This window comes from Chakrabartyella piscis, assembly GCA_030067835.1.
GTDB lineage: Bacteria > Bacillota > Clostridia > Lachnospirales > Anaerotignaceae > Chakrabartyella > Chakrabartyella piscis.
Genome location: CP092441.1, coordinates 268,161 through 287,835, shown reverse-complemented (window position 1 = coordinate 287,835; position 19,675 = coordinate 268,161). Strand labels below are relative to the sequence as shown.

Sequence of the window (19,675 nt, the reverse complement as noted above, 5' to 3'; positions counted from 1 at the left end):
AGGAGAGATTTCACTATGACATTCAACGACGTTTTTCAATCTAGTTTCTTAGACAATGTAAGCAGTGTAAGTATTTTCGATATCATAATCGCTTTGGTTCTTGCTTTTGGTATGGGGCTTTTCATTTTTATGGTATACAAAAAAACATATGCAGGGGTTATGTATTCCTCTAATTTTGGCGTTACTTTGATCGCTTTGACCATGATTTCCACATTGGTTATTTTGGCAGTTACTTCCAATGTAGTGCTTTCCCTTGGTATGGTTGGTGCTTTGTCTATTGTACGTTTCCGTACAGCAATCAAAGATCCTTTGGATATCGCATTCCTATTCTGGTCTATCGCAGTTGGTATCGTTTTGGCAGCAGGAATGATTCCATTGGCAGTTATTGGCAGTATCCTTTTGGGTATCGTCTTGGTGTTGTTCACCAACAAACAATCTCATCAAAATCCTTATATGGTAGTCATTTCTTGTGATGACCATGCAAGCGAAGAAGTAGCTATGAAACTTCTTGCATCCAAAGTGAAACGTTCTGTCATCAAAAGCAAAACTGCAAGAAAAGGTTCTATTGATTTAAATGTAGAAATCCGTATGGTGGATGACAATACAGACTTCATCAACCAACTTTCTGATTTGGATGGCGTAAACAATGCAGTTTTGGTCAGCTACAACGGAGAATATATGGGATAAGGACTAGTAAATAGTGAAGAATGAATAGTGAATAGTGGGTGGAACGATGAGGGCATCGTTCCCTACAGCATCAATACATTGCACCTGTAGGGGCGACCCTATGTGGTCGCCCTCGCTCTTGCTTTCATCCATTACCTTAAGGAGGTTTTTCATGTTTAACCATAAACATTTTAACAAAATATGTTGTGGTGTCCTTGTCATTTGTCTTTTGATTACATCCGTTTTTATGAATGCAGATTACTTTGGTATCACACAATCTGAAAGTACCAACACATATGCTGAGAATTTCTTTGGAGAAACCACAATCAACACCATTGATATTATTGTAGATACAGATACATGGCACGAAATGTTGGATAACGCTTCTGAGAAAGAATACATCACCTGTGATTTGGTGATCAATGGAGAAAACTTCTCCAATATCGCAATTCGCACCAAGGGCAACAGCTCTTTGCAACAGGTACAATCCAGTGGTTCTGACCGATACAGTTTCAAAATCGAGTTTGACCACTATGACAGCACCATGTCCTACTATGGATTGGATAAGCTTTGCCTCAACAACATTGTACAAGACAACACCTATATGAAAGACTACCTTGGTTATACTTTGATGAATGAATTTGGTGTGGCAAGTCCATTGGTCAACTATACAAACGTCAGCATCAATGGGGAAGATTTTGGTTTGTATCTTGCAGTGGAAGCCATTGAAGATGCATTCTTACAAAGAAATTATGGCACAAGCTATGGTAATTTGTATAAACCAGAAACATCTTCTAATGCAGGCGGTGGCGGTGAAGTTGGTGGTTCCAGAGAAAGCAGCGGTTCTGCTATGCCTATGGAAGATCCAGAAGCAATGGCTTTGATGGAAGGTGCTATGGCTTTGGAAGGTAATATGCCTGAAATGCCACCTGAAATGATGATGGAATCACCTGAAATGGCACAACCTGGCAGTATGTCTCAAGGTAGTATGCAACAATCAAGAGAAATGCCTGAAGCTGAAATGATGCAAGCTGAAATCCCTGAAGATATGGCTATGCCTGAAATGGCAGAAGGTCAAATGGGTCAAGCTCGTGGTCAAATGACTGAAGGTTCTGCTGAAATGATGGAGGCTGAAATGCCTGAAGCCCAAATGATGCAAGGTGGTATGCAACAATCTGGTCAACGTGGTCAAATGGCAGAAGGCTCTGATATGATGCAAGCCGAAATGTCTGAAATGCCTGAAATGCCAGAAGATTCCATGTCTCAATCAAGAGAAATGTCTGAAATGCTTGCTGAAAATGCAGAATCTGCACAAGCAATGCCATCTGAACAAGGTCAATCTCAAGAACGTTCTGCTTCTTCTGGTGGTAAATCTGGTGATATGTCTGGTTCTTCCAGCTCATCAACCACTTTGAGCAGTGCTTTTGGTTACGATGGTGATGATCCAGATAGTTACAGCTATATTTTCGATAATGCAGTCACCAAAATTGATGATTCTGACAAAGACAGACTCATTGATTCCATTGAACAACTGAACGAACAAGAAAACTTGGAAGAAGTTGTAGATGTAGAACAACTCATTCGTTACTATGTGGTACACAATTTCTTGCTCAACTTTGATAGCTACACAGGCGGTATCATGCACAACTACTATCTCTACGAAGAAGATGGTGTCATGACCATGTTACCTTGGGATTACAACTTGTCATTTGTTTCCTTCCAAACAAGCTATAGCACAGAAGAATTGGCAAACTTCCCAATCGATACACCTGTTTCCAGTGGCACTGTAGAAAGTAGACCTATGCTTTCTTGGATCTTCTCTAGCGAAGAATACACAGAACTGTATCATGAATTGTTTGCTGAATTTATCGATCAATTCTTTGTCAGTGGATACTTTGAAGAAACGGTTTTGGCAACAGAAGCTCTCATTGATGAAGCTGTAAATAACGATACTTCTAAATTCTGTACCTATGAACAATTTACACAAGGTGTGGATACACTTCTTGAATTTGTGTCTCTTCGTGTAGAAAGTATCCAAGGACAACTCGCAGGCACCATTGGTTCTACAGCAGAAGCACAAGCTGAAAATCCAGAAACCCTCATTTCCACAGGTGATTTGGATATAACAGACACTGGCAGTGCAACGGTACAAACAGGTAAAGGTAATATCCAAAGTCCAACCAGAAACAAAGGTGGTATGTCTAGTGGTCAAATGGGTGGTTCTCAAATGATGCCTGGTGGCGATGCAACACAAATGAGTGGTGAAATGCCTACAGATGCCAATGCACAAATGGGTGAATCCTCTGCCGAAGCACAAATACCTTCTGGTGATTCCCAAATGGGTCAACAAATGTCTGGTGGTGGTATGCCTCAAATGTCTGGAAGTGGTGACATTCGAGATTCCATTTCCAATGTAACAGAATCCACTGGACTTTCTAGTACACAAGTTGGTTTGGTGGCTTCTGGTGTATTCCTATTGGCTGGTTTCATTATTGTATTTGTCTACAAACGACGTAAAAAATAAAACAAATAATATGGGTGGGATTCCTTGCAATCCTACCCTTTTTTGATGGAATTATCGCCGATTTGCAAGTGACACACTACCTTTAATTTGCGTTTATGTTTCTTTGTAAATACCTACCTTCCAAAACAATACACACAAAACCCATTTTATTGTCAATGTCCATAAAAAAATACTTCCTTTTTCTTATTTTTTATCACTTATTCCTTCTTTATTTATTGGCAAACAAATCACTTCCTATCAGATTTATGCACATATTTTATAAAATCACTTGTTTTTGCACATATTTTTACTCTAAAACCATTCCAAAACCCGTTTTCGTTGTTATTTTGACACATCTTTTCTGGATTCTTTATACTGAATACATAAAGTAAAATCAATTGTATCGATAAAGGAGTGACACATATGTCTATCATCAAAAAAACTATGGATGGAAATGAAGCAGCAGCTTATGCTTCCTATGCCTTTACAGAAGTGGCAACCATTTATCCCATCACACCCTCAAGCCCTATGGCAGAACATGTGGATGTTTGGGCATCCAGAGGTAAAAAAAATATATTTGGTCAAACAACAAAATTGGTGGAAATGCAAAGTGAAGCGGGTGCTTGTGGTGCTATGCATGGTAGCTTGGAAACAGGTGCTTTGACTTCTAGTTATACTGCAAGCCAAGGTCTCCTTTTGATGGTACCTCCACTTTATCGTATTGCGGGTCAATTGCTTCCTGGTGTTGTCCATGTGGCAGCTCGTACAGTTGGTACCAGTGCATTCTCCATTTTTGGGGATCATTCAGATGTTATGGCGTGTAGACAAACTGGTTTTGCACAACTTTCTTCTGCAAATGTACAAGAATGTATGGATTTGGGTGCCATTGCCCATTTGTCTGCCATCAAAGGTCATGTGCCCTTTATGCATTTCTTTGACGGATTTAGAACCAGTCACGAAGTACAAAAAATTGATGTTTTGGATTATGATGATTTGGCAGAATTGATTGATTATGAAGCTTTGGAAGTGTTCCGTGGCAATGCCCTCAATAGTGAACATCCCGTTATGCGTTCCACAGTTGCAAATCCAGATACCTACTTCCAACTTCGTGAATCTCAAAATGTATACTATGATGCTGTTCCTGGAATCGTTGCAGATTATATGGAATCCATCAACAAATTGACAGGCAAATCCTATCAATTGTTCAATTATTATGGTGCTGCTGATGCAGAACGTGTTGTCATTGCAATGGGTAGTGTTTGCGATTGTTTAGGGGAAACTGTTGCCTATCTAAACGCTATGGGTGAAAAGGTTGGTTTCATCCAAGTCCATTTGTTCCGTCCATTTAGCGTGGAACATTTCTTAAATGTATTGCCAGCTACTTGCAAAATTTTAACTGTTTTGGATCGTACCAAAGAACCTGGTGCTTATGGTGACCCATTGTTTACTGATGTGTGTTCTGTTTTGGTCAACCACGATGTACGTCCAAAAATTTTGGCTGGTAGATATGGTTTGTCCAGTAAAGATACCACACCAGCACAAATGAAAGCCGTTTATGACAATATGGCAAATGCACAAAAAGATCATTTCACTGTTGGTATTGACGATGATGTGACTTTCCGTAGTTTGCCTGTTGGTGAAAATATCATTACAGCGGATCCTTCTACCATCAGTTGCAAATTCTGGGGTCTTGGCTCAGATGGTACCGTTGGTGCAAACAAAAATAGCATCAAAATCATTGGCGATCACACCGACCAATATGTGCAAGCATACTTTGAATATGACACCAAAAAATCTGGTGGTGTGACAAAGAGTCACTTGCGTTTTGGCAAAGAACCCATTCGTTCTACTTACTATGTGACACAAGCCGATTTTGTGGCTTGCCACAACCAAAGTTATATGGATAAATACGATATCGTAGACGAACTGAAAGAAAATGGTACTTTCTTACTCAATTGCTCTTGGTCAGAAGCAGATTTACAAACCCATTTGTCCAATCGTGTAAAACGTATTTTGGCACAAAAGAACATCCAGTTCTATCTCATTGATGGTGAAAAAATTGCAAGGGAAATTGGTCTTGGACATAGAGCAAATAGTGTGTTGCAATCTGCATTCTTCAAATTGTCTGGTATTTTGCCAATTGATGACGCTGTGGATTACATGAAAGCAGCCATCAAAAAAAGCTACTCTGCCAAAGGTGAAGCAGTGCTCAATATGAATTATGCTGCTGTGGATCAAGGTGTTTCTGCAACCACAAAGGTGACAATTCCTGCTTCTTGGAGCAACTTGGTGGATGAAATCAAACCTGTAGATCCTTCTTTGCCAGCATACATTCGCAATATCTTGCAACCAGTCAATGCACAAAAGGGTGATTCTTTGCCTGTTAGCATTTTCAAAGACCAAGCAGATGGCACTGTGCCTGTGGCAACATCTCGTTATGAAAAACGTGGGTTTGCAACACAAGTTCCTATGTGGATTGCTGACAATTGTATTGGATGTAACCAATGTGCTTTGGTGTGTCCACATTCTGCAATTAGACCATTCCTTTTGGATGGAGAAGAAGTTGCAAATGCACCAGAATCCTACATCACAAATGAAGGCAAAGGCAAAGGATTTGAAGGCTTACGCTATCGTTTGCAAGTAGATCCATTGGATTGTACTGGTTGTGGTAGCTGTATCAGTTCTTGTATCGCAAAAGAAAATGCACTGGTATTCCAAACTTTGGAAAGCCAAATGCCAGAACAAGCAAACTGGGATTATAGCTTGACTCTCAAAGAAAAAGCAAACCCTATGAGCAAATATAACGTCAAAGGTAGCCAATTTGAACAACCCCTTTTGGAATTCTCTGGTGCTTGTGCAGGTTGTGGCGAAACACCTTATATGAAACTATTGACACAACTTTATGGCGATCGTATGTATGTTGCAAACGCAACTGGTTGTACACAAGCTTGGGGCTTTGCAGTGCCTAGCTACCCATATTGTAAAAATAGCAAAGGTCGTGGTCCAGCTCTTTCCAACTCTTTGTTTGAAAACAACGCAGAATTCAGTTTGGGTATGTGTTTGGGTGTGGAACAACAACGCAGTCGACTTGCAGATCGTGTACACGATTTGATTGGCGTTACAACAGACGAAACCCTGAAAACCGCTTTGGAACAATGGACTTTGGGCTTCGATGACAAAGAAAATACAGTTGCTCTTTCAGAAGCAGTTATGGAAGCATTGGCAAACACCGAAGAAACAGGTGCATATGTACAATATCTCAAAAATCACCAAGACCACCTCATCAAGAAAAGTATGTGGATGTATGGTGGCGATGGTTGGGCTTATGACATTGGATTTGGTGGCTTAGACCATGTTTTGGCAACTGGTGCTGATGTAAATATTTTGGTTGTGGATACAGAAGTGTATTCCAATACAGGTGGTCAATCCTCCAAAGCAACACCACTTGGCGCTGTGGCACAATTCGCATCTGCTGGCAAACGCTCCAGTAAAAAAGACTTGGGTCTGCAAGCAATTGATTATGGTAATGTGTATGTAGCAAGTGTGGCACTTGGAGCAAGTCCAGCGCAATTGTTGCAAGTATACAAAGAAGCAGAAGCACACAATGGTCCATCCCTCATCATTGCTTATGCACCTTGTATCAACCATGGTATCGTCAAAGGTATGGCGTATGCACAACAAGAAAGTAAGTTGGCTGTGGAAGCTGGCTATTGGTTCTTGTATCACTATAACCCAGCATTGAAACTAGAAGGTAAGAATCCATTTGTTTTGGATAGCAAAGAACCTACCAAACCACTCAAAGAGTTCTTGCTTGGTGAAGTACGCTATGCATCTTTGCAACGTAGTTTCCCAGAAGAAGCAGAACACTTGCTTGCAATGGCAGCAGAACAAAGCCATGAAAAATGGCTGAAATACCAAAATTTAGCAAAATAAGCATTATTCATCATAAAAAAAGTACCTCTGACCATAAATCAGGGGTACTTTTTGTTTGCTTGTGAAACTGCGGGTTGTCGAGGACGCCAACCCCTACAACCACCCTCTATATATAACGCTTTTCAATTTGTGGCAATTCCTGACGGGCGACCACAGGTCGCCCCTACATTTCTTCACTGCTCTTCAGTCACCCTATCTCCATTTCATAAACATATCTTTGCTGGCATCAATATGACGTGACAATTCATCCTTCACCAATGTTGGCAACCCCAATTCAATGGCATTGCAAATGGCTCTATGGGAATTGACCGCTTCTTTGACAGAAAGTCGCAACAAATCATCGCCAAAATGATACCGCAAATAAAAGCGGAAATACAACAATCTTGGTTGTATTTTTTCATACATCTCCAATATATATGGGTTTCCACAGCACCCCACAATCAAATTGTGGAACTCATAGTCACAAAATTCAAAACCTTCTGCATGTTCATCCGTTGCAAGTCCTTCTATTTGTGTTGCCAAAGCACGCAATTGTGCCAATTGCTCTCCATCCATATTGGAAGTTGCCAAAAATCCAGCTTCACTTTCCAACAAAGTTCTGGCACGCATCAAATGCAAACAATCTGCCAAATAAAAAGGTGCAACTGTCGGTGCTTTGCCCGCTTCCTTTGTCACCAACTTTTCTTCCATCAAACGAGACACCGCCATATGTACAGGTGATCTGCTGATGCCCAAATCCTTTGCAATCTTGGCTTCGTTGATCTTTTCATTGGGCAATAGACGAAATTGTATGATTTGTTGGAACAATTCTTCGTATATGATATCGTTCAATGGCACAAAAGGGTTGTCTGCCTGTAATTGCTCCAAGGTTTCTTGATTCAGTATCTTTTTGGTTGATTTTTGTTTCTTCATCCTACCCATTCCTTTCTTTGGTCTTTTTTATATTGTATCGCATTCATGGTGCAATGGCAATATGATAGACGCAGATATCGCCACAACAACACATATCAAACAAAAAAACAGAAGGTATCTCTACCCTCTGTTTCTTATGATTTATGGATTATATACGTTTCAACGCAAATTTGTCCATGTTTCGTTGCCATCTGCATCTTTTTCGTAGTCATGACCATTGGTTGCTTCCATCACTTGGTAATATGCCCAATGTGTTTCTGCTGTGTCCACAAAGGTAGTCAATTCTTCCAAGTGTTCTAGGGCAAATGCTTCGTCACAAACACGTTCTAGCATATTGTTCACAAGTGTAACAGATTCTGCTCTGGTGATGCTTTGTTGTGGTTGGAATGTACCATCTGGATAGCCAGAAATCCAACCTTTTTCAGCTGCGGAATTGATGTATGGTGCTGACCAAGAGCTTTCCAAAACATCACTGAAGATACTGCCTTCTGTTTCCACCAATGCATCAAATCTACTTGCAATTGCTGCAAATTCTGCTCTGGTAATTGGTTTGTTTCCACCAAAGGAACCATCTTCATATCCAGAAATGATACCATATTGTTCCATGAAGCCAACATGGTTTGCAAACCAGTCTGTTTCCTTCACATCCCAGAAGGTGGTATCGTAGGTTTTGTCCAAATCTATGGATTCACTGAGCAATCGTGCAAACATAACCACTGTTTCTGCTCTGGTGATGTTTTGATTTGGTCCAAATGTATCATCTGGATAACCTACCATATATGCAAAGTGATCTTCTTTGTTGAGGGATAGGAAACCTTCTTCTGCATCATCATCAGAATCCGAATCGCCATCATCAAATCTTGCTGTGATGGTCACTATGGTTGCTGGTTGTACATAGGAATACCAACCATTGCCAATTTTTGTGATTTCATATTCATTTCCATCATCATCGGTAATGACTAGGCTTTCCAATTCGTATCCATCTTCTGTGGAAACATAGAATTTCACCACATTGCCATTGGTTGGATTGGAAATGGAAATGCCACCAAGGGAACCACCATCACCTGCATCCAAAATTGGTGGATAGATGTTTGTGCCACCGCTGCTAGATGAAGAAGAAGATGTTACATCATCATACCCCAATGCATATAAGGAGAAATATCTCGCATGGATGACCAAAACATTGTCCACCACTTCAAAGTATTCGCCTTCTGCATTTGGTGTTTCCAGCAATTCTTGTACTTCGCCTTCATGATTGCGATATACATAATAATTCTTATGTCCTTGGTAAATGCCAGTGAGTGGTACATAGAAGGTCAAGCAATTATCCAATTCATGTACCGCAGAATAGGAAGTATCATTTCCTGTTTTTGCAGTGATATCAATATTGAAGAAGAGCTTCACATTATTGGAATCCAGTCCATCTACCACAGCTGCATCCACAATATCTTGTGCTTCATCTGAAATACTGCCATCTAATTTTGCATCATCCTCTGTGATATCCAATGTAACTTCACTGTCTTCTGTTCCACCATCGGTAAAGGATGCTGCCAAAAGTGTCAAACCTTCCACTGCCATAGCTGGCAAACCTTTTTCAATGGTCAAAACTGCATTTTGCAATACATCTGGCAAAATGAAATTCATATTGTAATCACTAGAAGTCACATCTACATATTTTGTAATTTCACATCGAATACCCATATCACGTGTAATAACCAAATTATACATGCCAGGTACAACATCAAAGGAATATTCGCCATCATCGCCAGTGGTCAAACTACCCACCAAATCACTACCCTGCCACAAACCAACAGCAATCCCACTGAGTGTACCACTGCTACCATCCAAGTCTGTACCTGTAATGGTACCCGAAACAGATTGTGATTTGTCTGCTGCTGCCACCGCTGTTAAAGTCACATCACTTGCTGGTTGTGTGAAACGACCATTCAAGTCATAAGTGATACCATTGTATGACCAACCAGAATACAATTCTGTGTCCAAAGTAGGCAATACATGAACATCACCTGACAATGCGCCTGTTATGGTCAATGATTCATCAATTTCGCCATTTACACTGAATGTAACCGTATAAGTAGCTGGCACTTCTTCCAATTCACCATCATATACCACAACTGCACCAATTTGTTTTGCACTGGTTACCACTGTACCTGCATGACGATAGTTGTTGCTGGTCAATTCTGCACCCACCAAGTATGTTCCAACTGTGTCAAATGCAGGAACATTGCCCTCCCAATCCCATTCGCCACCCGTTGCATAATAGAGTTTGATGGCTGTTACAGGATTTCCATTTGCATCTATCGCTGAAACACTTGGTGTATCGCCACTATCTAATGCAATGGTATTGTTTGCAATGGTAAAGGTAACTGCTGCTGGTTCTACGATTTGTGTGATTTCTTGGGTCATATTTTGGAGTGTTGCATGGTATGTGGCAGTTGCATCATAGCCATCTCTTGTTGTATCTTCCACAAAATGCACTGTATCTGTATAGGTGCCAGCATCTCTGCCAGCTTTGGAAGTAGCATCCACCCATTCAAAGCCGCCATAATTTGAAATATCTGTATAAACACCATTGTACAAAACAATGACTTTACCACCATAGAAATCATCATTACTGCGATCATTGCCCCAAACCACTTCTTCAGCTGTTGGCCAAGCAATGTATGGAATTGCAATGTTGATGGTAACTGTGGAAGTTGGTTCATTGCCCAAAACATAGTTGACTGCATCTGTGCCTGTCAACTTCAGACTTTCCACATTTACAAGGAAGGTATATACACCATCACCTGTTGTTTCGCCATCATAATCACTGCCAGAAACCAAATAGCTGGTCAAATTGCTACCCGAATCAAAACCATCGGTATCAATCAAACCATAGGCATCATCAAAGTAAATGCTGACACTATCATCACCTTCTACACCAGTCAGGGTACCAGAACCATCATTCAAATCCACCCATAAACTACCATTGTCAGGACCACGTTCAATACAGGTGATATCGGAAATGGTGATTTCCTTTGGATTGATGGTCAATGTGGCTTCTTCGATATATGGTCGTTCTGTTTCAGCATCTCTTTGTAAGTCTTTATAGGAAATGGTGAAATCTCCTATGGTTTCTACATATAGCTTATCATCTTCACCCAATGCACCAACACCGGTATCTGCTACCACATTGAAATCATCCATATTCACTGTTTCAATATCAAACATAGCTTTGATGATATCTGTCAAATCAATACCAGCAGTGGTATAGGTTTCTTCTTGTGGTTCTCCTAATTTGACAATGGCTTCCATCAAATGCAAATCTGTTTCTGTATCGCCATCTTTCACAAGATAATAGTTTATGTTATCGCTTGTGAAGTGAAGCTTTTCTGCATCCCAAACCTTGTACCAATCGGTATTGCCTGTTCCAACATGACCAGTACCTTCTGCGTAAGTGATACCACTTTCGCCAGTGTATTCCCCTACAACTGTAATGGTATTATCTTTTGCCAAATAAATATTGGAAGTGGTACCTGTTGTTGCACCTTTGCTGCTCCACTATAGTTGTTTAAAACTTCTGCATTGCCAGAAATGTTAAATGTACCATTGTTGACCAGATACACACCACCTGCAATGCTACCCGTTGTGGTGTTGTTTTTTATGGTTGCATTTTCACTCATAGTTAAAGTACTGGAAGAATATCGAATTCCAATACCACCATTTCCATTGCCACCTGCATGATTATTGGAAACTGTACTATTGCCAGACATTTCCACTGTACCATTTTCTGCAATGAAGATACCACCACAAGTGTTACCACCTGTGTTATAGGAAATATTTGCAGTACCGCTCATTTCCACCAATCCAATGTTGGACATTGCGCCACCACCAAGGGAAGCATAGTTGTTGTGGATGGAACCTGCTGACATATAGAATGGTTTTGTATTGTATACACCACCACCATATTTTGTGGTGCTATTGTATGCGATTTCACCACCAGTCATGTTGAATTCACCAATGTTGTACACACCGCCACCTTTTTCTGCTGTGGATTTGTTGGCTGCAATGACACCACCTGATAAATTGAAGGTACCCGCATTGTAAATACCACCGCCAAAGATGTCTTCTCTGGAGATTTCATTTCCTACAACATTACCACCAGACATATTCAGTGTACCAGAGGAACCAATGTAAATACCGCCACCGCCAAAGTTACTATAACCACTTGTACCACCTGTGATGATACCACCCGTGACTTTTACAGAATCTGTTGTGCTTGCAGTGAGTCCATTTAGGTTATAGTATCTTTCACCAGAAGAACTATCTTCCAAATTCAAAGTACCATCCACTATAAAAACAGTAGAAGAACCATTTGTGGAAACATCATGCCCATTCAAGTCCAAAGTCACTGTTTTTCCAGTAGCAATTGTCCATGTGCTATCCAATGTAATGTCTTCACCTAAATAATAACTACCAGACAATGAATTGGAAAGATTGCTTGTGGTCAATTCTGTATATCCATCGCTATTGACTGTTGCCAAGATTTCTGCCACAGGTTCTGTCAGCTCATCCTCTATCGCTGGTTCTACACCTTCTTCTGTTGCAATTTCATCATCGGAAGTGGTTCCTTCTAATCCATCTTGGGAATCTTCATCCAATGCTTGTTCTGCATTTTCATCCAATGCTTCATCTTCGTCCAATGATTCATCTGCATCCAATGCTTCATCTTCATCCAATGTTCCATCTTCATCCAGTGCTTCATCTGCATCCAATGCTCCATCTGCATCCAATGCTTCATCTTCATCCAATGATTCATCTTCATCCAATGCTCCATCTGCATCCAATGCTTCATCTGTAATTTCTGTTGCAGTATCATCTGGTATCAATTCTTGTACCATGTCTACAACTTCTTCTACCGTTTCCTTTGCCGCTTCCATGAAATCATCTTAGGCAAATGCTGTAACCCCTCCATAGGAAAACAACATTGCCAACGTCATCAATAAACAAAAACACCGCTTCATAACATCCCTACCCTTCTACTGTTTACATTACATTTTACGCCATCTTCCTTTCACAACAACTGGTTTACGCCAAATTATTTAAGGTAATACCGCATAACCCTGATTGCAAAATTGTGATAGTGGTTGTGTGGTGTTGCCTTATTTATAGGTATAAATTCGACATTCTAACTTTAATATAACATAGTATTGCACAAAAGTCCATCATATCATACGTTAAATTTATGCGTATTGTATAATTTATTTGTTGTAAATACATTATTTTATATATTTATCCATCTGACTGCATAAAAAAAGCATATTTATCTGGTAATTTATGTAAATTCATACAAAAACCCTTATGCTACGCTACTGTTGTATGCCCTATAGGCTTGTAACGTCTATCATAAGGGTTTCTGTTTATATCATTTTTGAATACAAATCCAATTGATTATTCAGCTGTTAAGTCAATTGCTGTTAAGTCAATTGCTGTTAAGTCAATTGCTGTTAAAATTGGTTTGTTGTTTGCATCCATGGTAAAGAGTTTTGCTGCCTCGTAACTCATGGAATCTATAGAAATGGTGTTTTGTCCTTCTGTGATACTTTCTATATTGAGGTATATCATTTGACCCTCGGTGTTGTAAAGAGCAATTGCTACTTTTAGGTCTGCTACATTTACAGCTCCTACTATTTCCACTTTAAAGGTCACTTCATTGCCAGAAATAGCAACATTGAATAGATTGATGATATCACCTTCTACAACTTCACCAGACTCATCTGCATCTGGGTTGACAGAAATAACTGTGTCATCCTCATCTTCTTGATCCAACAATTCTATTTTGGTTACACCAGTCATGGAAACCATAGACGGATTTGTAAGTTTTTCTTCAGATTCTGCTGTAATGGTGTTTGCTTTTTCAGAAATCACTGTGTCTGCTGTTGCTGTGGCACTGATGGAAACCAGATTCACTTCTTCTTCAGAACCACTTGCCAAAATACTCGCTGTAAAGGTATATTTTTCTTCTTTTCCAGAAACTGCAATACCATCATCAAAATCCATGATAACAGTTGCGATATCTTCGCCTTCAATTGCAAAAAATTCATCTATACCAACCAATTGCATTTCAAAATATGCACCCTCTGAAGCAATTTCATAACTCTCGCAGATGGGAACTGAAATCAATATTTGACTGGCAGAAGAATCGCCATCTGCGGTTTCATAAGCAATGATATTGGTCACTGTTGCATCTTCCATATCAATGGTCAAAACACCATTTTCATCAATAGATATGGTTTCGCCATCTTCATTGGAAACACTGAATTCTGTACCACTTAAAATCAATGTTTGTTCTGCACTGGATAGTTGTGCATCATATGGTTCTTGTACAGAATCAAATTCATCCAAATCCACACGCTTCAACCAACGACAAGAATCATTGTTCATCAAAGAGCCACTTGGGGAATAGAAAGAAAAAGTTTTATAATCAGAGGATACTGTCATTGTGGTAAATTTGCCACTTGTTGTGGATCCTACAGAATTCATATCATACAATGTAACTGTATAACTTCCATTTGTATTCACAGTTACATCCGTTGCCAAAATAGCATGTCCAACTGCACTACCACTGCTACTATAGTATCCATAACAGAATATAGATACTTCACCATCACCAAGCGATGCAACCAAAGCCTTCAATACAACACTACAAGAACTTATACTTGCATATTCAGTAGAGCCTATAATATATTGTGACAATTGGTAGTAGTTGATGCTATCCAACAACTGCGTATTCTTCCAAGGAAGTGGTAATTCAAAATAGGAACTTGTACCAGACGATGAAATATCACTCAACGTAAGGGAACCATCTGCCACAAGTCCCATTGTTGCAGCAATTCCATAGCAACTTCCACCCCAACTGCTGTTCATAGCACTTGTAATGGTTGCAATTTTTGCACTACTCAATCCTTTTGTCAAATTGTTGTATGCTGCATCTGATATGGTATAGTCTGTAACGCCATAGAAACCATAGCCACTGCTATTACTGCTATGTACAAAGCTATTGTTGTCTGATTGCAATACAAAGTCATAACCTATGCTATTGTCACCCCAATTGTAGTGAATGGTGGCATCGGTTAAGTATGTATTGTACGTATCAATTGAAATGGCATTCCAATCTGACTCACTGCCTGCGTAATAGACATCTGTTAGGCTGCTACATTCATCAAACGTTTGTTTTCCTATGCTTATCACTTCTTTCGGAATAATGATACTTTCTAGGCTACTACATCCACAAAATGTTCCACCCTCTATACTCGTTACTCCCTCTGGAATTGCGATACTTTCTAGGTTGCTACATTCATAAAATGTAGAACTCCCTATACTTGTTACCCCTTCCGGCAAGGTGATGCCTATGAGGCTACTACATTTATAAAACGCATAATTCCCTATGCTTGTTACTCTTGCTGGAATAGCAATACTTTCTAAGTTGCTACAAAATGAAAACGAATTACTCTCTATAGTCGTTACTCCCGCTGGGATAATAATGCTTTTTAGGCTACTACAATCAGAAAACGCATCCTTTCCTATACTTGTTACTCCCTCTGGAATAGCGATACTTTCTAGACTGCTACAATTAAGAAACGCATAATTCCCTATACTGGTTACCCCTGCTGGAATCACAATACTTTCTAAACTGCTACACCACCCAAACGCATAATTCCCTATACTGGTTACCCCTGCTGGAATGGTAATATTTATTAGGTTACTACAATTATAAAACGCAGAATCCTCTATACTCGTTATGCCTTCTGGGATAGTAATATTTTCTAGGCTACTACAATTATAAAACGCATACTCCCCTATACTGGTTATGCCTTCTGGAATGGTGATGCTTTCTAGGCTGCTACAACCGTAAAACGCACAACTCCATATACTGGTTACCCCTTCTGTAATCACAACATTCTTTATATCTCTTCTATAGCTAAACCACGGAACAGATGTGAATGTATAGTCCTCCATATCCCCAGTGCCACTAATGGTCAAAGTATATGTAGTATCATCATACACCCATATCGCATTATCCCCACAAGAACCAACATCACATACTGACACTATCTCTGCAACTTCTTCCATCAATTCAGCATCTATTTCTTCTGCTTCTTCTACCTCTTCTACTTCTTCTACTTCTGCTAACTCCATCACCACTTCTGGTTCCAGAAACTCAACAATCTCCATTTCTTCTTCCACCGCTGGCACACCCAAAGCCATTTCATCTGCACCAAATGCAACCACTGGCACCAACTGCATTATCATAGAAATCGCCAGTAAACTTGCCAAAAAACGCCCTTTCATCCCTTTCATCCTAAATCCCCCTTTTTCTATCGCTACCAACCCAAGTCAGTGTTCATTCTTTTTTTAGTGTACCATCCAAAACCCCAGAAAACAAGGATTTCCAACAAATATATAAGGATAATTTGTATGGATCCACATTCAAAAACTCCCAATCAGTTTTTATACCGACAGGGAGTTCTTTGGTTATCTCATATATTCTCATTCTATTATTTCTTCTGTTGTCACATATTTTCGAATCAAGCGATTGGCTTTTGTTTGGCTGATTTGCAAAGCCTCTGCCACACGTCTACTGGTTTTATAGATCTGTACCGCTGAAAGAATCAAACGTTTTTCATATGCTTCCACTGCTGTATCAAAGGATTCTACCCCCTGAAGCCCTGTACACACTTCTCGAACATTGGCAATATTGAAGAAACTTTCTTGTAAGTTATGAATTTCAATACGTCCAACATCAGCCATAATCACACCACGCTCTATGGTATTGGACAATTCTCTTACATTTCCACTCCATTTATAACGCAAAAAAGCCTGCAACACTTCTTCTGAACAGGAAGCATTTTTCTTGTATCGTTCATTGAATCGCTCCAAATAATAAGCAACCAAAACAGGAATGTCCTCTCTTCGTTTGCGTAGAGGTGGAATTGTGATTTGAAAAGTATTCAATCTGTGGAATAAATCTTCTCTAAACTTTCCTGCTGCAATCATTTCTTCCATATTACAATTTGTGGCACAAATTACACGAATGTTCAATTGAATTGGCACAATTGCACCCACTGGTATGATTTCTTCCTCTTGGATGACATGCAAAAATTTCGCCTGTAAATCATAGGGCAATTCACCAATTTCATCTAAGAATAATGTACCACCATTTGCCAGTTCAAAAATACCTTTTTTGCCCTCTTTGTTGGCACCTGTAAAGGCTCCCTTTTGATACCCAAACAATTCCGATTCAATGACTGTTGGACTCAAACTTGCCATATTGATGGCTACAAATGGTTTGTTTTTGCGTTCACTTTTTTCATGGATATATTTGGCAAATAGGCTTTTCCCAGTTCCCGTTTCACCCAAAATCAAGATGGGTGCTTTGGTTCTAGCAATTTTGTTGATTTGGGATTTCACTTCTTTGATTTCTGGACTTTTGCCAATGATTTTTGTATGTATGGGTTCTGAAATGTTTTCCACAGCACCATAAGCAGAAAGCATCTGAAACAAACTTTCACTGGAATCACGAACCGTTTGCATGACATATTCCACATTTTGATTTGCATCTAAAATCGGCACAGAAATGGTCACCATTTTTGTATTGAAGAAGGTTTTTTGGTTTTGGATAACAGGTTCTCGAATTTCCATGGTTTCAGGTACACAAGTTGGCCACCACAATTCTTCTTTTTGTGTCAATTCCTCTACTGTTTTGCCAATCATTTCTTCTGGAAACAAGCCATAATGACGATAACAAGCCTTATTCATATAAATGAGACGCTGCTCTTTGTCCCATATACAAATTTCATCATATGCTTCATCCAAAAGTCTCACAAACTCTGCAAAACTCAAGCTGTTTGGTTGTAACATCTTCCTCCTCCTTCCATAAATATCCATTCTTTTTTTGAGTGTACCACATTTTACAAACAAAGGAAAGCACAAGTATTAAGGGGGATACCTGCGCTTTCCTACTATACTATATGTACTTGTTGATTCACAAAATGTGAGGATTATTCTTCCAAACGTCCCATTTGCAAAATTTCATCCTTTGTTTTGTTGCCAAAGTCATTCTTCATTTCTCGTAGGAAACCATAGTAAATGATTCCCAAGATGACAACCAGTGGTAAACCAGAGGTCAATACAATTGCTTTGATGGTGTCGATATCGGTGCCAATGTAGCTAACAGCGATAGGCAAACCAACCAAAACGATACACCAGATGAATTTTAAGCCTTTGTTTGGCTCAGCATTTGGTTGGAAATCTTTTGTAATTGTGGAGGACAATGTAAAGGAGCATGCATCCAATGTGGTTGCCAAGAACAAAATGATAACCACGAGATATACCACCATTGCAATGCTAGAAAGTGGCAATGAACGAATGGTTTCTGTTGCAATTGCAGGACCTTGACCATTTGCCAACATTGCAGGCACATCCAAAATACCATCCATACGCAAACCTTGTTGGAAACCACCAACGATACCAAAGAACAATACCAAACCAGCAGAACCAGAAATCAACATATTTGCAATGATTTCTTTGATTTTACGACCTTTGGAGATTTTTGCAACAAACAAGCCTGTGAAAGGTCCAAATGTAAACCAATACACCAAGTAGAATGTAGTCCAAGCTTGTGGATAACCAGATTGTGCAACTGGGTCAGTCCAAAGACTCATACGAGCATATTCTGTGGTCAAAACACCAAGTGCATTGACAATGGAGTCAATGATGAATTGTGTGTAGCCACCAAAAATCAAAATGAAGCCCAAAAGTGCCAAGCAGAAGTATACATTCCAGTCAGAAATTCTTCTCATACCTTTTTCGATACCAACCAAAGAAGAAATGGAATACAAAACAGCAACACAAAGCAAAATGGTAGTTGCCATTGTGAAATTGGATTCCAAACCAGTCAAACTGGAGATACCATCAGCGATTGTAGTTGCAGATGTACCAGCTGTGATGGCAATGGAACCTACTGCTGCAAATACAAAGATAAAGTCAACCACTTTACCAAAGAAACCTTTTGTTGCTTTTTCACCTACTGCATATTTACAAAGGCGACTGAAACGGAGTTCATTGTCTTTTTTGATGTAATAATGATATGCAAATGGCAAAACAAATACACACAACAGTGCCCAAGCAGATGGACCCCAATCAAAGAATGTATATGCCATAGCCAATTCATAATTCATTGCTTCACTGATTTCCACACCACCCAATTGTGGTGCAGCGTTGAAATGCCAGCCCCATTCTAGGAATGCCCAGTATACAGTACCAGCACCATTCCCACAGAAGAACATCATTGCAACCCAACTCATTGTGGAATATTGCGGTTTTTCATTGCCCAAACGAATGTCACCATATTTGGAAAATGCTAAGGCAATCAAAAATATAATAATACCAACTGTTATAAATTGCATGGTGGAACCAAATGTGCCTGTCAAAAATCCCAATACCGATGCTGCAACTGCTTTTCCTTCTTCTGGAAATGCAGTCAAACCAACTACCATAGCCCCAATGAATAATACACTAATGACCATCAATACAACTTCATACTGTTCCGTCAGCTTACGCTTATTCCCATTCTCCATACCTGTACCTCCTTACAATTCGTTT

9 protein-coding genes are annotated in these 19,675 nt (G+C 39.7%); 3 read left to right on the top strand and 6 right to left on the bottom strand.

Annotated elements, in window-relative coordinates; translation table 11 throughout:
- The first annotated feature begins 15 nt into the window (after nt 1-15).
- The 3 genes from MJY40_RS01330 to nifJ all read left to right on the top strand — a co-directional run bounded on the left by MJY40_RS01330 (nt 16) and on the right by nifJ (nt 7,102).
- Nucleotides 16-687 carry a DUF4956 domain-containing protein gene (locus tag MJY40_RS01330; protein ID WP_317855292.1) on the top strand — a complete coding sequence of 224 codons (672 nt, stop codon included), beginning with the start codon at nt 16-18 and terminating at the stop codon, nt 685-687.
- A 151-nt stretch (nt 688-838) separates the two neighbouring features.
- Nucleotides 839-3,190, top strand: a complete 2,352-nt coding sequence (locus MJY40_RS01325; RefSeq protein WP_317855291.1) for a CotH kinase family protein — start codon at nt 839-841, stop codon at nt 3,188-3,190.
- Between the two features lie 402 nt (nt 3,191-3,592).
- Nucleotides 3,593-7,102 carry a pyruvate:ferredoxin (flavodoxin) oxidoreductase gene (gene nifJ, locus MJY40_RS01320; protein WP_317855290.1) on the top strand — a complete coding sequence of 1,170 codons (3,510 nt, stop codon included), beginning with the start codon at nt 3,593-3,595 and terminating at the stop codon, nt 7,100-7,102.
- Between the two features lie 192 nt (nt 7,103-7,294).
- On the opposite strand, the gene MJY40_RS01315 is transcribed toward nifJ, so the two are convergent.
- The 6 genes from MJY40_RS01315 to MJY40_RS01290 all read right to left on the bottom strand — a co-directional run bounded on the left by MJY40_RS01315 (nt 7,295) and on the right by MJY40_RS01290 (nt 19,650).
- A complete protein-coding gene (locus MJY40_RS01315; protein ID WP_317855289.1) occupies nt 7,295-8,014 on the bottom strand; it encodes a GntR family transcriptional regulator in 720 nt (239 codons plus the stop codon).
- A gap of 159 nt (nt 8,015-8,173) precedes the next feature.
- The gene (locus tag MJY40_RS01310) at nt 8,174-11,527 is read right to left on the bottom strand and encodes an S-layer homology domain-containing protein (protein WP_317855288.1); all 3,354 of its coding nucleotides are present in this window, start codon (nt 11,525-11,527) and stop codon (nt 8,174-8,176) included.
- On the bottom strand, nt 11,497-12,951 hold the full coding sequence (locus tag MJY40_RS01305; protein WP_317855287.1) for a hypothetical protein: 1,455 nt from the start codon (nt 12,949-12,951) through the stop codon (nt 11,497-11,499). Before MJY40_RS01305 ends, MJY40_RS01310 begins: the two co-directional genes overlap by 31 nt.
- A 511-nt stretch (nt 12,952-13,462) precedes the next feature.
- The gene (locus tag MJY40_RS01300) at nt 13,463-16,372 is read right to left on the bottom strand and encodes a leucine-rich repeat domain-containing protein (RefSeq protein ID WP_317855286.1); all 2,910 of its coding nucleotides are present in this window, start codon (nt 16,370-16,372) and stop codon (nt 13,463-13,465) included.
- Nucleotides 16,373-16,561: 189 nt separating this feature from the next.
- Nucleotides 16,562-17,932: a sigma-54 interaction domain-containing protein gene (locus MJY40_RS01295; protein WP_317855285.1), complete on the bottom strand. Its 1,371-nt coding sequence runs from the start codon at nt 17,930-17,932 to the stop codon at nt 16,562-16,564.
- A 140-nt stretch (nt 17,933-18,072) separates the two neighbouring features.
- On the bottom strand, nt 18,073-19,650 hold the full coding sequence (locus tag MJY40_RS01290; RefSeq protein WP_317855284.1) for a BCCT family transporter: 1,578 nt from the start codon (nt 19,648-19,650) through the stop codon (nt 18,073-18,075).
- Between the last annotated feature and the right edge of the window lie 25 nt (nt 19,651-19,675).

Coding starts and splice junctions, on each gene's coding strand:
- MJY40_RS01330 (WP_317855292.1), top strand. CDS start 16: ATGACATTCAACGACGTTTTTCAATCTAGTTTCTTAGACAATGTAAGC.
- MJY40_RS01325 (WP_317855291.1), top strand. CDS start 839: ATGTTTAACCATAAACATTTTAACAAAATATGTTGTGGTGTCCTTGTC.
- nifJ (WP_317855290.1), top strand. CDS start 3,593: ATGTCTATCATCAAAAAAACTATGGATGGAAATGAAGCAGCAGCTTAT.
- MJY40_RS01315 (WP_317855289.1), bottom strand. CDS start 8,014: ATGAAGAAACAAAAATCAACCAAAAAGATACTGAATCAAGAAACCTTG.
- MJY40_RS01305 (WP_317855287.1), bottom strand. CDS start 12,951: ATGGAAGCGGCAAAGGAAACGGTAGAAGAAGTTGTAGACATGGTACAA.
- MJY40_RS01300 (WP_317855286.1), bottom strand. CDS start 16,372: ATGAAAGGGATGAAAGGGCGTTTTTTGGCAAGTTTACTGGCGATTTCT.
- MJY40_RS01295 (WP_317855285.1), bottom strand. CDS start 17,932: ATGTTACAACCAAACAGCTTGAGTTTTGCAGAGTTTGTGAGACTTTTG.
- MJY40_RS01290 (WP_317855284.1), bottom strand. CDS start 19,650: ATGGAGAATGGGAATAAGCGTAAGCTGACGGAACAGTATGAAGTTGTA.